Origin of the sequence: Bradyrhizobium arachidis (assembly GCF_015291705.1) — a bacterium.
Classification (GTDB): Bacteria; Pseudomonadota; Alphaproteobacteria; order Rhizobiales; family Xanthobacteraceae; genus Bradyrhizobium; species Bradyrhizobium arachidis.
In genome coordinates, this window is record NZ_CP030050.1 from 6,806,637 (window position 1) to 6,824,571 (window position 17,935).

General features: G+C 66.6%; 12 protein-coding genes. 6 read left to right on the plus strand and 6 right to left on the minus strand.

What is annotated here, in order from left to right; translation table 11 throughout:
• Positions 1-306 precede the first annotated feature (306 nt).
• The gene (locus WN72_RS32065) at positions 307-5,958 is read left to right on the plus strand and encodes an apolipoprotein A-IV repeat region-like domain-containing protein (protein ID WP_027560385.1); all 5,652 of its coding nucleotides are present in this window, start codon (positions 307-309) and stop codon (positions 5,956-5,958) included.
• 340 nt (positions 5,959-6,298) lie between these two features.
• On the opposite strand, the gene WN72_RS32070 is transcribed toward WN72_RS32065, so the two are convergent.
• The 3 genes from WN72_RS32070 to WN72_RS32080 are packed head-to-tail and all read right to left on the minus strand — an operon-like array spanning position 6,299 to position 9,115.
• A complete protein-coding gene (locus tag WN72_RS32070; protein ID WP_027560386.1) occupies positions 6,299-7,168 on the minus strand; it encodes an MlaD family protein in 870 nt (289 codons plus the stop codon).
• Positions 7,169-7,193: 25 nt separating this feature from the next.
• On the minus strand, positions 7,194-7,979 hold the full coding sequence (locus WN72_RS32075; protein WP_035729442.1) for an ABC transporter ATP-binding protein: 786 nt from the start codon (positions 7,977-7,979) through the stop codon (positions 7,194-7,196).
• A 2-nt stretch (positions 7,980-7,981) separates the two neighbouring features.
• Positions 7,982-9,115 carry an MlaE family ABC transporter permease gene (locus tag WN72_RS32080; RefSeq protein WP_028146217.1) on the minus strand — a complete coding sequence of 378 codons (1,134 nt, stop codon included), beginning with the start codon at positions 9,113-9,115 and terminating at the stop codon, positions 7,982-7,984.
• A 134-nt stretch (positions 9,116-9,249) separates the two neighbouring features.
• On the opposite strand from WN72_RS32080, the gene dgcA reads away from it, so the two are divergent.
• On the plus strand, positions 9,250-10,245 hold the full coding sequence (dgcA, locus tag WN72_RS32085) for an N-acetyl-D-Glu racemase DgcA (protein ID WP_027560389.1): 996 nt from the start codon (positions 9,250-9,252) through the stop codon (positions 10,243-10,245).
• Here the strand turns inward: dgcA and WN72_RS32090 are convergent.
• On the minus strand, positions 10,215-11,411 hold the full coding sequence (locus tag WN72_RS32090) for an MFS transporter (protein WP_092213317.1): 1,197 nt from the start codon (positions 11,409-11,411) through the stop codon (positions 10,215-10,217). The genes dgcA and WN72_RS32090 overlap by 31 nt on opposite strands.
• Positions 11,412-11,486: 75 nt before the next feature.
• Here WN72_RS32090 and WN72_RS32095 point away from each other — a divergent pair, with 75 nt between their 5' ends.
• The 3 genes from WN72_RS32095 to WN72_RS32105 all read left to right on the plus strand — a co-directional run bounded on the left by WN72_RS32095 (position 11,487) and on the right by WN72_RS32105 (position 14,877).
• Positions 11,487-12,869, plus strand: a complete 1,383-nt coding sequence (locus tag WN72_RS32095; protein WP_167380647.1) for a hypothetical protein — start codon at positions 11,487-11,489, stop codon at positions 12,867-12,869.
• 274 nt (positions 12,870-13,143) lie between these two features.
• A complete protein-coding gene (locus tag WN72_RS32100; protein WP_167380646.1) occupies positions 13,144-13,899 on the plus strand; it encodes an outer membrane protein in 756 nt (251 codons plus the stop codon).
• Between the two features lie 168 nt (positions 13,900-14,067).
• Positions 14,068-14,877: a Hint domain-containing protein gene (locus tag WN72_RS32105; RefSeq protein WP_092213311.1), complete on the plus strand. Its 810-nt coding sequence runs from the start codon at positions 14,068-14,070 to the stop codon at positions 14,875-14,877.
• Between the two features lie 102 nt (positions 14,878-14,979).
• Here WN72_RS32105 and WN72_RS32110 read toward each other — a convergent pair whose 3' ends face one another.
• Positions 14,980-15,339, minus strand: coding sequence for a hypothetical protein (locus WN72_RS32110; protein WP_035729440.1), 360 nt, complete (start codon positions 15,337-15,339; stop codon positions 14,980-14,982).
• 271 nt (positions 15,340-15,610) lie between these two features.
• Here WN72_RS32110 and WN72_RS32115 point away from each other — a divergent pair, with 271 nt between their 5' ends.
• Positions 15,611-17,299: a Na/Pi cotransporter family protein gene (locus tag WN72_RS32115; protein ID WP_092213309.1), complete on the plus strand. Its 1,689-nt coding sequence runs from the start codon at positions 15,611-15,613 to the stop codon at positions 17,297-17,299.
• A gap of 145 nt (positions 17,300-17,444) precedes the next feature.
• Here WN72_RS32115 and WN72_RS32120 read toward each other — a convergent pair whose 3' ends face one another.
• Entirely contained in the window at positions 17,445-17,885 is a 441-nt protein-coding gene (locus tag WN72_RS32120; RefSeq protein ID WP_027560395.1) for an RbsD/FucU family protein, read from the minus strand.
• Between the last annotated feature and the right edge of the window lie 50 nt (positions 17,886-17,935).

The window sequence follows — 17,935 nt, forward strand, 5'->3', positions numbered from 1 at the left end:
GCCGTTTTACGCAATTCTGCCCGTTTATTGACGAAAAGTTGCCGCAATCGACCAAGTTCGGTGGAGAATTGCATTTATTGCTAAGGCTTTACGGCGCGATCCTGTTAACGATGATTAAGATTGTCTTAATCGCGGGCATTTCATTCGCGACGCTCTGCCAATAGGATGTTGCGGAAATTAGCGGACAAGCCGTCCGGGTGGGGACGGCTCGGAGATCCGCGCAAGCGGCATGATCCGGTCTGTGAGCTTGCGTCGCGCGCAGGGCTCGCGGGGGGCGTGTACAAGTAACGAGGGCTCGGACTGAACATGGCGAATACTCCCAAGAAGGTCAAAGACCCGACAGAAGTTGCGCTTTCTGCGATCCAGGAAGCCCTGAACATCAGCGATACGGCCGCGGACACCAGCCGCAACGCCGCAATGCGCAACGAGACCGCGCCTGCGATGACACCGCCGGCGCCTCCCGTGTTCGACGACGAGCCGACCTTCGAGCCGCGCCCGGCCGCCAATGAGCGCGCCACCGTGTTCGATTCGATCGAGGAGCCGCGCACCGCGCGCCGTGCCGCCAATGACGACCGCGAGACCATCGGCCAGCTGCTCCAGGCGCTTCAGAAGGGCCGCCCCGCCCGCAGCGTCTACACCTTCGCCACCATCTTCGCCGGCGTCTGGCTTGCGGCCTGCGCCGCGCTGACCGTCGGCTTCCTGCCCTCGATCCAGGCCGCCATGGGCCAGAGCGGCGGCGTGCTGGTCATCGCCGGCCTGATCGCGATGTTCTTCGCCCCGATCATGCTGTTCTATTTCCTGGCAAGCCTCGTCTGGCGCGGCCAGGAAATGCGCATGATCGCGCAAGCGATGGCGCAGGTCGCGATCCGCTTCTCCGAGCCGGAAGGCTCGGCCTCCGATTCCATGGTCACGGTCGGCCAGGCCATCCGCCGCGAGGTCGCGGCGATGGGCGACGGCATCGAGCGCGCGATCGCGCGCGCCGGCGAGCTCGAGACGCTGGTCGCCAACGAGGTCGCCGCGCTCGAGCGCGCCTATAGCGACAACGAGGTGCGCATCCGCGCCCTGCTCCAGGACATCGCGCATCAGCGCGACAACCTGGTCGGCCAGGCCGAGCAGGTCCGCAGCGCCATCTCCGGCGTGCAGATCGATCTGCGCCACGACATCGCGCTGATCTCGGACGCGATCGCCTCGCGCGTCGACGAGGTCGCAAAATCCATCACCGGCGCGCTGGAAGAGCGCGGCGCCCACATCACCAGCGCCTTGAGCAATGCCGGCGACAACATGATCCTGGCGCTCGGCGAGCGCGGCGGCGACCTGCTCGACCGTCTCGAGGAAGCCAGCAACGAGACCACGCGCGCCGTGCTCGATGCCAGCGAGCGGCTGACCACCAGCCTCAACTTCAAGACCGGCCACGTCCACGACGAGTTCGTCGACCTCGCCGACCGCGTCCACGAAATGCTGAACGAGCGCATCGACCGCATCACCGGCGAGTTCGAGCAGCGCTCCGCCGCCATCGTCGACGGCATCTCCGAGCGCACCGAGCAGGTGCACGACAGCCTGAAGAACTCGTCGGATTCGCTGCTGCTCGAGCTCGAGCTGCGCTCCAACGACCTCTCCGCCAAGATCGACGACGCCGGCAACCGCCTCGCCGGCCACATCATGACCAGCGGCGACAAGGCGAGCGAGGCGCTCGACGCCACCGTCAACGCCCTCGTCGCCAAGGTCGTCAGCCAGACCGAGACCGCGCACGACTCGCTGTCGCTGCAGATGAGCGCGTTCGACGAGCTGGTGAAGAACCAGGGCTCCGAGCTGGTCGAGAAGTTCGCCCGCGACTCCGGCACGCTGGGCGCGCTGATCACCCGCCACATCTCCGAGTTCGACCGCACCGTGAAGACGTTCGGCGGCGAGATCGTCGAGCGCATGGGCCAGCGCACCCAGGACATCCATGAGTCGCTGAAGACCTATGTCGACAATTTCGACACCCGCTTCACCGCCAACGGCGGCGAGATCACGGCCGTGCTCGACCAGCGTCTGGTGCAGTTCGAGACCACGATCGGCGACCGCGTCAGCAATTTCGACGCCTCGCTGAACGGCAAGATCGCCAGCCTCGACGGCACCATCGAAGGCCACATCAAGACCTTCGACGAGCAGCTCGGCGGCCGCGTCAGCTCGCTCGAGCAGTCGTTCGATACCCGCGCGCGGTCCGTCACCGAGACCATCGACGGCCGTCTCAACACGCTCGCGACCTCGCTGACCGACGGTGCCGCGCAGGCGATCCAGTCGATCGACTCGCGCCTCACCCACCTCACGACGTCGCTGACCGACGGCGCATCGCAGACCATCCACACCATCGATACGCGCCTGACGCATCTGACCACCACCCTCACCGGCGGCGCCTCGCAGGCGCTCGAGTCCATCGACACCCGCCTCACCTACCTGACGACCGCGCTGACCAACGGCGCCTCGCACGCCATGCAGTCGATCGACACCCGCCTCGGTCTGTTGACCTCGACGCTGACCGACGGCACCGCGCAGGCGATCGAGGCGGTCGACCGCCGCATCACCGGCGTCACCGAGATCATCGACAGCCGCAGCACGCATCTGACCGACACGGTCACCGCGCGCTTCCAGGACGTCCAGCAGGCCATCGAGACCAAGGTCGGCTCTGTCGCGAGCGACATCGACGTGCGCGTGGCGCAGTTCGAGGACCTGCTCGGCTCGCGCGTCGAGGCCGTCGCCGGCCGCATCGAGAGCAGCGGCCGCCAGGCCAGCGAGGACATGATCTCCCGCGCCGAGATGATCTCGACCGCGATCCGCTCGCACGTCGAGGACGCCGAACGCTCGCTCACCAACCTCGTCGTCAACACCAGCGAGACGATCCAGACCGGTGCGCGCACCGCCCAGCAGTCGCTGATGACGGTCTCCTCCGACGTCAACGCCCAGCTCAAGATGACCTCCGCCGAGGTCGAGCGCGCGCTGACCGCGGTCGGCACGGGAGCAGCGAACTCGATCCTGAGCAGCGCCCGCGAAGCGCAGTCGTCGCTGGTCGCAGCATCCGGCGATGCATCGAACCAGATCAAGGGGCTCGCAGCCGACGTCGAGCGCACGCTGTCGGCGGCCGGTTCCGCCACCGCAGCCTCGATCCTGGCCGGCGCCCGCGAGGTGCAGACCACGCTCGTCACGGCGTCTTCGGACGCGGCCAATCACGTCAAGACGCTCACCGCCGACGTGCAGCGTTCGCTGTCGCTCGCCGGCACCACCACGGCGGAATCGATCACGGCCGGCGCCCGCGATGCGCAGACTTCGCTGATCGCCGCCTCGAGCGAGACTGCCAACCAGATCAAGGCACTCTCCTCCGACGTGCAGCGCTCGCTCTCGATGGCGGGTACTGCGACGGCCGAATCCATCATGGCCGGCGCCCGCGAAGCCCAGAGCACGCTGGTCACGGCGTCCTCGGACGCGGCAAGCCAGGTCAAGTCGCTTGCGGCCGAAGTGCATCGTTCGCTCTCGCAGGTCGGCCAGACCACTGCCGAGACGATCACCACCAGCGCCCGCGACGCCCAGAGCACCCTGCTCTCGGTCTCCGCCGAACAGACCAGCCAGGTCCGCTCGCTCGCGGCCGAGATGCAGCGCGCGCTGGCGACCGCCGGCGGCGCCACCATCGAGGCGCTGACCAGCGGCGTGCGCGAAGCGCAGGGCACGCTGATCTCCGCATCGACCGATGCGGCGAGCCAGATCAAGTCGCTGACCACGGACATCGAGCGCACGCTGACCGCGGTCGGCGCCGACACCGCCTCGACCATCCTCAACAGCGCGCGTGAGGCGCAGACCTCACTGACCTCGACCTCCGCGGATGCCGCGAGCCAGATCCGCACGATCTCGACCGAGATCGAGCGTGCACTGAGCGCGGCCACCGCGAATGCGACCAGCGACATCCAGAGCAGCGCGCTCAACGCCCAGAACGCGCTGATCTCCGCCTCCAACGAGGCGAGCTCGCGGGTCAAGTCGAGCTCGGCCGACATCGAGCGCTCGGTGCTTGCCGCCTCGAGCAGCTTCGGCCAGGCCATGACCGGCAAGACCGACGAGATCGTCACCTATGTGCAGCAGCAGGCCGACCGTCTGTCGAACATGATCGACGCCAAGCGCGGCGCGCTGGTCGACGCGATCGGCTCGAAGACCAGCCAGCTCACGCTCGACATCGACCGCGTCACCTCCGACGCGCTGAAGTCGATCGAGACGCGCGGCCACGCCTTCTCGCAGACCATGATGGGCAACGGCTCGGAAGTCGCCCGCACTATCAATGCGGCGAGCGAGATGGCCACCGGCGCGGTCGGCAAGTCGCTCAAGGACCTCGAACAGGCCTCGCGTTCCGCGATCGACCAGTCGCGCCAGGTCTCGATCGCGGCCGTCACCGAGATGCAGGAGACCAGCAAGATCCTGCGCACCGACACGGTCGCCCTTTTCGAGCGCCTGCGCGAAGGCAACATCCTGCTGCAGGAGGTGCTGACCGGTGCGCACGACAACCTCAACTCGCTCGAGCGGGCGCTGGTGACGCGTGTCGCCGACTTCGTCTCGGCGATGAACGACGTCACCTCGCGCAACGGCGCTGCGACGCAGAACCTGGAAGACCAGCTCAACGTCTTCAACAGCAAGACCACGAAGGCGCTGCAGGATCTCGGCGAGCTGTCGACCCAGTTCGACGCCCACGGCAAGGCGCTCGTCGATGCCGCCCAGGTCGTCGAGCAAAGCAACAAGAACACCACCGCCTCGCTCGCCGAACGCAAGCAGGCGCTGGAATCGCTCGTCACCACGATCGACCTGCGCACGACCGATCTCGACCAGCGGCTGTCGCGCTTCACCGGCCTGCTCGATGAATCGCTGGCCGCCGCCGAGGAGCGCGCCCGCGACATCGCCCGCGTCGTCGCGGAGACCGCCGGCGCAGGCTCGGCCGCGATCACCCGCCAGTTCGAGGCGGTGCGATCGGCCTCCGAGGAGGAGCACCGGCAGACCATCGAGGCCATGCACGACATCTACCGCCAGACCACCGACGAGGCGGATGCGATGTTCAAGCAGTCGACCGAGAAGTTCACCAACCTCGTGTCCAGCATGAAGCAGATGGCGTTCGAGATGCACAACGAGCTCGAAGCCACCCGCAACGAGCTGCGCCGCGGCGTGCTCGAGATGCCGCAGGAGGCCGCCGAGAGCACTGCGCAGATGCGCAAGGTGATCGTCGACCAGATCGAGGCCCTCGCCGAGCTCAACCGCATCGTGGCCCAGCACGGCCGCGGCCTCGACGTCTCGACGACGGGCCGCGCCTCTGCCGCCGTCCAGCGCCAGGATGAGCCGTTGATGGCAGCCGCGGGCGGTCGCGGCACCGAGACGCGCATGCGCGACACCGGCAGCGCCTCGACGCTGCCGCCGCCGGACCTCGGCATGCCCGCCCCCTCGCGTCGCACCGAAGCGCCGTCGGTTGCGCCTTCCAGCAACGACCAGAACCGTGACGGCTGGCTGTCGGATCTGCTCAACCGCACCGACGCCAACCAGGGCGCCCCGAACGGTCGCGAGGCTTCCCGTGGCCGCGCTGCACCCGCGCCGCAGCCGCAGGCGCCGCAGAGCAGCAGCAATCCGCTGGAATCGCTGTCGCTCGACATCGGTCGGCTGATGGACCGCAACCTCGCCGCCGAGATGTGGGACCGCTACCAGCGCGGCGAGAACAAGGCCTTCACCAAGCGCCTGTACACGCCCGCCGGCCAGAAGGCCTTTGACGAGGTCGCCCGCAAGTATCGCGCCGACCGCAACTTCAAGGGCACCGTCGACCGCTACGTCGCCGAGTTCGAGCGCCTGCTCGACGAAGTCGCCCGCGACGGCCGCGGCCCGCAGGAACTGCGCAGCCACCTGACCTCGGAGACGGGCCTGGTCTACACCCTGCTCGCGCATGCGGCGGGCCGGCTGGGGTAAGCGGCAATCATCGCGAATAGAAAACGGAGGCCTCACGGCCTCCGTTTTTGTTTGCGATCGTCGTTGCGATGGTAGGAAAGGCCACGCCCTGATCTATCACCGTCACCCTGAGGCGGACGCGCAGCGGCCCTCGAAGGGCAACGGCCCGGCTGCTTCCGGGCCGAGCATCCTTCGAGGCTCGCTGCGCTCGCACCTCAGGATGCCGGGACCAAGAGCGAGGTCGACGTAGCGATCGTCATTGCGAGGAGCGAAGCGACGAAGCAATCCAGACTGTCTCCGCAGAGGTAGTCTGGACTGTTTCGCTTCGCTCGCAATGACGAGTGGAGAGGTCCGTGTCCGCCTACTGCCGCCTCGGCGCCGCTACCGGCTTCGGCGGCTCGGGCGGCGGGGCGGCTTGCGATGAGTTGCTGGCGCCGAACAGCACGCGGGTGGGGTTGCGGTCAAAATTGTTCACGGCGCGGCTGATGTCGCCGAGGGTGCGGCGGCCGTCCGTCATCAGCGCGCCGGAGCGCTTGTCGAAATCTTCGGCGAGTTCGCGGATCGACTTCACCGCCTGGAACAGCTCGCCGCCGTCCTTGCCGCCGGCGAGCGTGTTGAGGCCGAGCATGAGATTGTCGGCCTTGAGCATCACGCCGTCGACCTTGGCCATCACGCCGTCGATCTTCTCGGAGTTGCGGGCGAGCGAGTTGGTGAAGGTCTCCAGGTTCTTCAGCGAGTTCTTCACCGACTCCTGATTGTCGGCGACGATCTTGTTGATGTTCTGGAGCGTGGCGCGGATCGCCTCGGTGACGTCCTGGAGCTTGTTCGGATCGGCCGTCAGCGTGGGAATGCCGTCCTCGTCGAGCGGCGGCGCCGGTGCCGCCTCCTCGCCGCCCTTGAGCGAGATCGCGGCAACGCCCGTCAGGCCCTGGAATTCGAGGCCGACCAGCGTGTCCTTGCGGATCGGCGCGTTGTTCTCGACCATGGCGAGTGCGACAACCCGCCGCGGGTTATCGAGCTTCACCGAGACCACTTCACCTACCCGGATACCGTTGAAGTTGACGCTGCCGCCATTGCGCAGGCCCGCGGCCGGGCCCTCGAACACGACGCGCAGCGGGCTACGCTGCTTGGTGGTGTGCAGCGACTGGAACCACAGCACGAAGCCGATCGCCGCGGCGATCACCGCCAGCGTGAACGACCCGATCAATACGTAATTCGCCCGCGTTTCCATCAGGTGCTCCGGCTACTCAACCCAGCTACGAACCCATGACCGCGCGGGCGCGCTTGCCATGGAAATACTGCCTCAGCCAGGGATGCTGCGAGGCCTGCATGTCGGCCATCGACCCTGCAGCAATGATCTTACCGTTCCCTAAAACGGCGATGCGGTCACATGCTGTGTAGAGGCTGTCGAGGTCGTGCGTTACCATGAAAACCGTCAGCCCCAAAGTGCGCTGGAGCGTCCTCACCAGTTCGTCAAAATCGCCGGCGCCGATCGGGTCGAGGCCCGAGGTCGGCTCGTCCAGGAACACGAGGTCAGGATCGAGCGAGAGCGCGCGGGCCAGCGCCACGCGCTTGATCATGCCGCCCGACAATTCCGACGGAAAGCGCTCAGCAACCTCGGGCTTGAGGCCCACCATCGTGAGCTTGGCCATGGTGATCTCGTCCATCAGCCGCTGCGACACGCGAAGATATTCGCGCATCGGAAACTGGATGTTCTGCCGCACGGTGAGCGAAGAGAACAGCGCGCCCTGCTGGAACAGCACGCCCCAGCGCCGCTCGACATTGCGGCGCTGCGATGTGCTGGAGGAATCGAGGTCGACGCCGAACACCTCGATGGAGCCTGCGACCTTCGGCACGAGGCCGATGATGGTGCGCGTCAAAACCGATTTGCCCGCGCCAGAGGGGCCGACGAAGCCGAGGATCTCGCCGCGCTTGACGTCGAGGTTGAGGCCGTCGAGCACGCGCGTCGATCCGAACTGCACGGTGATGTCGCGGACGCGGATGATCGGGTTTTGAACAGCGTTTTGGATGTCTTGCGCCATCGTCACATCCCGATCGAGGCGAAGAAGATGGCGAACACGCCGTCCATGACGATGACGAAGAAGATGCCCTTCACCACCGAGGCTGTCGTGTGCTGTCCGAGCGATTCCGCGCTGCCCTGCACCGCGAGCCCTTCGACGCAGGCGACGATGCCGATCACGGCGGCCATGACAGGTGCCTTGACGATGCCGACGATGAAATGGTCGATCGAGATGGCGTCGCGCAGCCGCAGCAGGAAGGCCTCGGGATCGACACCGCCATAGAGCCAGGCGACGAGCCCGCCGCCATAGAGCGCGGCCATCGCGCCGAGGAAGGCGAGGATCGGCAGCGCCAACACCAGCGCCAGCATGCGCGGCAGCACCAGCACCTCGATCGGATCGAAGCCCATGGTGCGCAGTGCGTCGATCTCCTCGCGCATCTTCATCGAGCCGAGCTCGGCGGTGTAGGCGCTGCCCGAGCGGCCCGCGACCATGATCGCGACCAAGAGCACGCCGATCTCGCGCAGCACCAGCACGCCGAGCATGTCGACCACGAAGATGTCGGCGCCGAAACGGCGGAAATGAAAGATGCCCTGCTGGGCTATGATGCAGCCGATCAGGAAGGTGATCAGCACGATGATCGGCACCGCGCGCCAGCACACCTGCTCCAAATGGTGCACGGTCGAAGTCAGGCGGAACGAGCGTGGATGGATCAGCACGCGAAAGCCTGCGGCGAGCACCGCGCCAAGCATGTCGATGAGGCCGGTCATCGTGCCGGTAAGGCCGGCCACGGCGCGGCCGATCTGCTCCAGCATGCCGGTGATGGTGATCGTGCTGCTCTCGATCACGGGGGTCGCCCTGACCCGCCGCACCTCGTCGACGAGGCTGGAATAATTGGCGGAGAGGCCGGCGATCTGCGCCTCGACCGGCCCTTGCGTCAGGCTGCGGCGCAGCCGCTCGATCAGCCAGGCGCCGAAGGTGTCGAGCTTGGCGACCTCGGAGACGTCGATGAAGATGCTTTGCGGGCCGCCGGCGAGCTTCTCGGCGTCAGCCACCATCCGCTCCAGCACCGGCGCGAAGCTCGCGGTCCAGGTTCCGGTGGCGCAGAGGGCCAGCGCGTTGCCTTTGGCAATCCGCTCCAGCTTGGGATCGCCGTTCAAGATGTCCGCTCCCTTGCCGAGGCGGAGAAAATCAGATCGTTGCGCACGCGCCCTTACCTAGAGAAGGTACCCCCAACTGGCCATTGTTAGTTGCTAGAGGTAACTAGCAGGTTCAGATTTCGCCAGAGTTCAAAATGACTTCCAGCAAAGTTCCGGCACTTAGGGCGCAAATCGAGCGCTTTCCGATTGCCGGCAGTTTCACCATCAGCCGGGGCGCCAAGACCGAGGCGGTGACCGTCGTGGCCGAGGTGAGCCGGGACGGCCTGACCGGCCGCGGCGAGTGCGTGCCCTATCCCCGCTATGGCGAGACCCCTGAGGCGACGCTAGCCGCGATCCAGGCCATGGAGGACGCGATCCGGGGCGGTCTCGACCGGGAGGCCCTCCAGGCCGCCATGAAGCCTGGCGCGGCCCGCAACGCCCTGGATTGCGCCTTCATCGATCTGGAAGCCAAAACGGCGGACCTGCGGGCCTGGAGCCTGCTCGGCCGCCCCTCGCCGGGCGAGCGCACCACCGCCTTCACGATTTCGTTGGGGACGCCCGAGGCGATGGCGGCGGCGGCCGCCAAGGCCGCGCACCGGCCCCTGCTCAAGATCAAGCTCGGCGGCGATGGCGATCCGGAGCGAATTGCGGCGGTGCGCAGGGCCGCCCCGGAGTCCGAGCTGATCGTCGACGCCAACGAGGCCTGGGCCGAGGCCAATCTGGAAGCCAACCTCGCCGCCTGCGCCGCCGCCGGCGTCACGCTCGTGGAGCAGCCGCTGCCAGCCGGCAAGGACGACGCGCTGGCGCGGATCGAGCGGCCGCTCGCGGTCTGCGCCGACGAGAGCGTGCATGACCGTGGTTCGCTCGCGCCATTGCGAGATCGCTACGACGCCGTGAACATCAAGCTCGACAAGACCGGCGGCCTCACCGAAGCCCTCGCGATGGCCGATGACGCGCAAGCGCTCGGCTTCGAGATCATGATCGGCTGCATGGTCGCAACCTCGCTGTCGATGGCCCCCGCCATGCTGGTGACGCCGCAGGCGCGCTTCGTCGATCTTGACGGCCCGCTGCTGCTGGCGCGCGACCGCGATCACGCCCTGCGTTACGACGGCAGCCTGGTCTATCCGCCGGAGTCCTCGCTCTGGGGGTGAGCGATCAGCCGATGCCGCGCCGACCAGATCACCAGCGCTCCGGCCGCGGCCATCGCAGCCATGACGTAATAGAGGCCGTCGCCGATGCGGGCGTAGATCGCGCCTGAGGCGATCGAGGTCGCAGCGCCGAGCAGCCCGTTGCAGGCGGCATAGTAGCCCTGCCCCCGCGCGATCTGGTGCGAGGGCACGCGCTGCACCAGCAGGCTCATGGTGCCGAGGATGGTCATGCCGAAGGTGAGGCCGTGGCCGAGCTGCGCGAGCGCGAGCAGCGCCAGCGGCGGCTCGTTCGCGGTGACGATCCAGCGCAGCACGGCGCTCAAGCCCCCGATCGCGATCATCGTGGACGGATGCAGCGAGAAGCGCGGCGACAGCGCGAACACGACGATCTCGGCGATCACGCCCAGCGTCCACAGCCCCGCGATCGTCAGGCCGCCGAGACCATGGAGCTGCCAGTTGATGGCCGAGAAGGTGTAATAGGCGACGTGACTGCCCTGGATCAGCGCGGCCGAGGCGATCACGGCCCAGAAGCCGAGATCGCGCAGCAGCGCCGTGTCGGCACGCGCCTCAGCGCTCTTCCGCCTGACATCGTCGAGCGGCTGCAATAAAAGGCTGGCGAGCACCGCGACGACGGCCCAGGCGACGATGACCCAGATCAGGTCGCGCGCCGCGATGACGTCGACGAGATAGCCGCAGGCGAGCGAGCCCGCGGCGAACGCCGCCGAGCCCCACAGCCGCAACGGGCCGTAATCGAGCCCGTAGCGCGCGACGCCGCGCAGCGCAAAGGCATCGGTCAGCGGCATCGTCGGTGTCCACATCATGCAAGTCAGCGCATAGATCAGAAACAGCGCCAGCGGCTGCTGCTGCAAGCCCACGGCCGCAAACCCGATGGCGGTCGCCAGCACTGACACCATCATGCCCGCGCGGATGGCGTGCCGCTTTTCGGCAAAGGCGGTCACTTGCGGCAGCGTGGTGAAGCGCGTGATCGCCGGCAGCGCGTTGATGAGGCCGATCCAGCTTGCGTCGATGCCGATCGCCTTCAGCCAGACCGGAAAGAACGGCAGATGCGTTCCCGATACCGCGAACACCGCCGAGTAGAACAGCGCGAGGCTGACGGCGAATCGCCGCTTCACGGCTGCTGGCGTGGGGATTTGTGATTCGGACTGCATCAAACCAATTGCGATTCGGTCGATATCGTGGTGATCGTTAGTGTAACGCGTGGTGATTTGCGCGACGAGATTGTCATGGCCAACGAAGCATTCGCCCTTTCGCCCATGTCTGCCCGCGCGGCCGAGCCGAACGAGCAGGATTACGACGCGATCCGCGAAGCCTTCATGGAGACCGCGCGCGGCCGCTGGTTCCTCGGCGAATACGCCAAGCGCAACCGCAATGCCGACACCCGCATGGTGCTGGATGCGGTCGCGAAAATCGAAGAAACCCTTGCGGCACAGCGACAACCCGTCGTCGAGGACCGCCTGCCCGAAGCGCTGGTCGAGATCCGCCGCGCCATCCGCGAGGCCGAGACCATCGCGATCGCGGCATGCGATCCCGCTGCGATCGAAGCCAGTCTCGCCCCGATCCCGCGCGGGATCCGCATCATCAAGGAGATCTCCTGGCGCTGGCGCGAGATCGGCGCCGATGGGCGAATCTGCGACCTCATTGATTCGCAGCTTGCCTCGATCGAGGCCGCCTGCGGGCAGATTTCGACCATCGACCCCCGCGTCGAGCTCAAGGCCGCATTCGATCTGCTCAGGGAACGCATCGAGCAGACCGAGGGCGGCGCAACGCCGCAGGCCGCGCATCCCTCGCCGGTGCCTGCGCAGGACACACCGCCGGTCGCAGAGCCTGTCGAGCCCGCATCAGCCGCGATGGCGAGCGAGGGAGCCGTGGCTTTTGCGGAGACGCCGCCGGACGTCGCGGCGGCTCCCGAGCCCGAAGCAGCAGTGGAGACGGCCGGCACGCCAGAGCCGTCCGCGATCGCCGAGCAGGCCATCGATGCTGCCGTCGCGCCGGAGATCGCAGCCGAGAGCGAAAGCGCGCCCGACCATGTCGCGGTTGCGGACATCGCTTTTGAAGAGCCGGTCGTCGAGCCCGCCGCCGTCGCGGAGGTGACCGACGAGTTCTCGCTCGACGCCGAGGACGAAGCCATACTCGAGGCCATCGCGCTGGAGATGGCTGCACCCGATCCCGAGTTCGACGAGATCATCGAGCCGGTCGAGATCGCAGCGGCTGCTCCCGAGCCGATGGCTGCGGCGACCGCAGCGCCCGTTGCCGTCGAGGTCGAAGTGCCGGTTGCCGTTGCGCCAGCCGCACCGGTCGCGGAGCCCGCAGAAGACGCGCCGATCGCGATGGAGTCGCTCACGCGCCTCACCAACGCGATCGCCGAGGCCGCTGCCGAGGTGATGGAGCAGCCCGCCCCCGCCATGGCCGCCGCCGCAAGCTTCGGCGCCGCGCCGACCGCGACGCTGCCGATGCCCTCGCCCCTGTCCGCGTCCTTGCCCGAGCCCTCGCTCGGCGCCACCATCCTCGCCAGTGGCATGCTGCAAAAGCCCCGCGCCGCCGCCAACGATCCGCTGGCCCCGATCCGTCGCATGACCCAGGCTGAGAAGATCGCGTTCTTCTCGTAACGAGCAAACGCTCCCGCCACACCGCCATTGCGAGCGCAGCGAAGAGGCGAGCACCTCAGGTGCCGCGCCTGTGCGATTGTGACGCTCACGCGTCGATCCCATGACGCGCGCCGAAAAATGCGTGGAAATATTTGCGCGGAGAAAGTCCTCGGCAATCGTCTACATCACGAGGGCATGCGGTCCGTCGCGTGCCGCTGTCCGCGAACGCGTGCGCGAGACGCCATTGGTCCCGCGCAGCGGTTCTGCGACCGCCGCAAGCCAGAGACTCTGTCCGATGACATCTTCTCTCCCGATCACGACGGCAATCCTCGGCGTCACAGCCATCGTCTTTGCTGCCAACGCCTCGGCCGCCGACCTGCCGCCCTATCCGCACGATGCGCCGGTCATTCGCGGTGCGCCGGTCTATGGCTGGCAAGGCGCGTATGTCGGCGTCGCGGGCGGCGGGTCGTGGGGACGCAGCAAGCATGTCGATCGTGTGACAGGCCTCGACGACACACCGGTGTTCAACGTCAATGGCGGCGTGTTCGGCACGACGGCGGGCTACAATTGGCAGCTGATGAGCTGGATCTTCGGCGCCGAGGGCGACTTGTCATGGGCCGGTCAAAAAGGCAGCTCGCTGGACAGCGGTCCTGCCGGCAACGTGGATTTCTCGAGCTTCACAAAACTGCAATGGCTGGGCACGCTTCGCGGGCGCATCGGATACACGCCCGGCAATGTGCTGCTCTATGCGACGGCGGGTTATGCAGCCGCAGGCGTCGAAGCCGGCGTGAAATCGTCCGCAACCGGCGCGGTCTTCGACAGCGCATCGTCGTGGCGATCCGGATGGACCGCGGGTGCAGGTGCCGAATGGGCATTCGCGCCTGCTTGGTCGGCAAAAGTCGAATATCTCTATGTGAAACTGGAAGATGGCGGCTTCACCACGCCCAACCTCGGCGCGGCGTTCGATCGCAGTCACGTGTCATTCGACGATCACATTGTTCGGATCGGCGTGAACTACTATTTCAGCGGCCTTCCGATCCGACACTACTAGTCTGAAATTCTCTCGAGTGACTCTTCGTCACTGCATGAAGTTTTGACTCATCGTCGCGCGAACTTTCTGCTATATGCCGCGACCAACAGGCGAAGCTCGGCTGCAACGATCCTGATCGCGTTGAAGCCGATTGCATATAAGCCGACGGTAGATACAGGGAATTTTGCGATGTCAGAGATCACGACCCCGTCGTCGGGTGCCGCCACGCGGCGTGCCGTCATATCGAGAGGCCTTGGTGCTGCGGCAGCAGGCGTTGCCGCAAGCGCGATGACCACGCGCTCCGCAATGGCGGACGGCAAGAGCAACGGAGCGGCCAGTTTCGTTGGTGGAGGCGGCGCCGCCAGCGGTGGCAATTGCTTCCTGAAGGGCACCCGGATTTCCACGGCGGCGGGCGAGCGCAGGATCGAGGATCTCGTCGTCGGTGATCTGTTGCCGACGGTGTTCGGCGGAATGCGCGCGGTGCAATGGATCGGCCGGTTCAACCGCACCAGGAGCGATCCGAACAAGCCGTGGGTGAAGAGCGCACGGCCGGTCCGCATCGCGCGCTCGGCGCTTGCTCCCAACGTGCCGCATGCCGACCTCTACGTGACCCAGGGTCACGCTGTGCTGCTCGACGGCCTCCTCATCCCCGCCGGCAATCTCGTCAACGGCACGACGATCACGCTCGACGCCGCGGATGAGCATGACGCGCTCGAATTCTTCCACATCAAGCTCGAATCCCACGACGTGATCTACGCCGAAGGTGCGCCTTGCGAGACGCTGCTGCGGGTCGACGAGACCATGAGCAATTTTGCGGATTATCTGCGCAAGCACGGTGAGCAGGACGCGCGGGACGTCCATTGCGCGCCGATCACCGGCCATGGCCGCCGCAGCGCGATGATGACGAGAGCGCGGCGCCTGGTCTCGCCCTTCCTCGGCCCGCAAAAGGTCGACATCATCAGCGCTCGCCTCGGCTCGCGGGCGGCTGGCATCATCTGAGCCCGCGCACAGAGATCGACGACATCGAGGACGATCAGGCAGCCGGCGCACCGGCTGCCGCGACATGAGCGCTCGCGACCGGCGAAAATCCTGCCCCGTCGACTAGCCGCAATTCCAGACCGCGCCGATCGGCGTCCGCGTCCAGCACGGGCCGAAACTGCCGCCATTGTAGCGGCCGCCGCCAAAGCCGGGCCGGCCGAAATAGTGCCACTCGCCGTCCCAGCGGTAATACTGCGGCACCGGGTCGATGTACCAGTGACGCCGCTCGCTGCGCGCAAGGCGCCGCATCGCGTCCTTCTGCTTGTAGAGCGGAATGCTGTTGCTCAGCGGCTGACGATAGCCCGGCAGGAAGCCGTAGCCATGCCAGACCGGCTTGGGGCGCTTTTGCGTCGACGCAGCGGACGCGATGGCGGGCAGCAGCGACAGGACGATAGCAACAGACAGACACATGAGGCGCGACATGGATCGACCATAGAGAGTCGCTTGCGGGAAGGCCATTCAAATCAGGGTGCGGAGTTGCAACAAAATGGTCGATGCCGAAGCGACTTCGCAAAGCCGACCGAGCCCGATGCATCGCGTGTCGATCTCCGGGGTACACCGTTTACGACAAGAGCGCCGATCCGGCTGAACGGAGCGAGGGCGGCTATCGTGCCATAATTGATCCCACTCATCGGGGCTTTGTTGCTGTACTGTCGACCTCGCTAGTCATGGTGCCCTGACAGAAGGCGCGCGCATGTCCACGGCGATCTCGACGCTCGGCGGGATAGGTCTCTTCCTGCTCGGCATGACCGTGATGACGGAGGGCCTGAAGACGCTGGCCGGTACTGCGTTGCGCGTGGTGCTCGGCAAGGCGGCTTCGACGCCCCTGCTCGGCTCGTTCTGGGGGGCGATTGTCACGCTGCTGGTGCAGTCCTCCAGCGCAACGACCATGACGACGATCGGCCTCGTCAGCGCCGGCCTGCTGACGTTCCAGCAAGGCTTGAGCCTCGTCTTCGGCGCCAATATCGGCACCACGGGAACCGGCTGGCTGGTCGCACTGATCGGCGTCCGCGTCTCGCTCACGGCCGCCGCGCTGCCAATGATCTTCGTCGGCGCTCTGACCAAGCTTCTCGCCAAGGGGCGGATCTCCGGCGTCGGCGCCGCGCTCGCAGGCTTTGGACTCGTGCTGTTCGGTTTGACGACCCTGCAACAGGGCATGGGCGGGCTAGCGGAACGATTGCACCCGGCAGACCTGCCCGCGGTCCTCGGCAGTCCAGGGGTGCCATGGTGGTCGGGGCTGTTCGGCGTACTGGCGCTGGTGGTGATCGGATTGGTCATGACCGCGCTGATGCAATCGTCGACGGCCGCCATCGCGGTGACCTTGTCCGGCTATTTCGCGGGCGCGATCGGGTTGGACCAGGCCTGCGCGCTGATCATCGGCCAGAACATCGGAACGGCGACGAGCTCCGCGCTCGCCGCGATCGGCGCCAGCGCCACCGCAAAACGCCTGGCCATCGCCTACGTCCTGTTCAAGCTGATCGCTGCGCTCATCGCGATCGTGGTGTTCCCCGTCGTGACGCCCTTGCTGCTGCGCGCCTTGGACACGATCGACGGCGTCACGCTGCTGGCGGGATATCACACGGCGTTCAACGTCGTCGGCGTCGCGGTCCTGCTGCCGTTGATCACCCCGTTCACACGATTGGTCGAACGGATTCTGCCCGACCGTGGCTCGCCGCTGACGCGCTGCCTCGATCCCTCGGCGCTTCAGACCCCGATCGTGGCGGTGGAGGCGGTAAGGCGCACGATCGCGCGTGTGCTCCTGACGGTGTGCGGTTCGGTCGAGGCGCAACTGGTTGGCCGCGCTGGACCGATACGCCTGGGCAAGGACGTCGTCTCCACGCAGGAAGCGGCCGATGCCGTGAGCCGGGCGCAAATATTCCTGTCGGATGTCGCCGGACCTCCTGATACCGACGATGAGCAACGTCGTCTCACGAGCACGCTGCACGCACTCGACCACGCATCTCGACTGACCGACCTCGCCAACGGACGAGACAATCCTGGCGCGGCGGCCGGCGGACCTGAGGACATCCGCGCCCGAGAGCTATGTGCAGAAGTCATGCGAAGCGCAGCCGCGATTGCGCGCGGTGTGGCGGTGTCGACCGGCATCGATGGAGCGCCGCACCCCGTGGCCGCCGCGCACGCCGGCGATGCGATGGCCGGTCCGCGCGCGAATCCGCCCGACGAGGCGATCGCCGAGCTCGAGCGCTGCATGGCACAGCTCGGTGAAATGCTGCGGGTCCACCGAAGTGGGACGCTCGGCGCTGTCGCCAATGGAAGCCTGACCGCCGACGCTGCCCTGCTGCGTGTCGAGGCGGTTCGCAACCTCCAGGCGCTGTCGCAGCACGCCTGGCGCTCGGCGGCTCATCTGGTCGGTCGCGGCTAAAGCGCGATGAGATTGGGATGAATCGCCATCGCGCTTTAGGTTGTTGTTTGAGCATGATCTCCGCGCAAACGCGTTCCGCGTTTGTCGCGAGGGAAAACCGCTTCGCACTTTGCGCTAACGCGGCCCTGCGGGTCCGGATCATGCTTTAGATCACGCCCTTGCGGATCAGAAAGCAGCCATAGCCCCTGCTGTCGCCGACCTGCACCACGCCGAAGCCGGCAGCCGCCGCGCGATAGAAATCCGGACGCGAGAGCTTGCCCGGCGCAACAGCGCGGCCGGCAGCGCGCTCGATCTCGGCCAGCACCGCGCGCTGCACATCGGGGACGCGATCGGGATCGTCGACGGGCGCCATCACGCGCACCGGGTCTGGATCGAAATCGTCGAGCGGATAGACCGACATGATCGCGCGGATGGCGGTCTCCATGCTCATGCCCGGCAGCTGGATCAGGCGCTGCGACGTGGTGCTCTGCGCGATGCGGGTGGCCGGATGGTTGGCATCGACGAAGACGAGGTCGTCGCCATGGCCCATCGAAGCCAGCAGCCAGAGCAGGTCAGGCGTCAGGATTGGATCGATCGATTTCAGCATGGGGCGGACTGTCCTCTCAAGCGATTTTTCACCATAGCAGATTCCAGCGT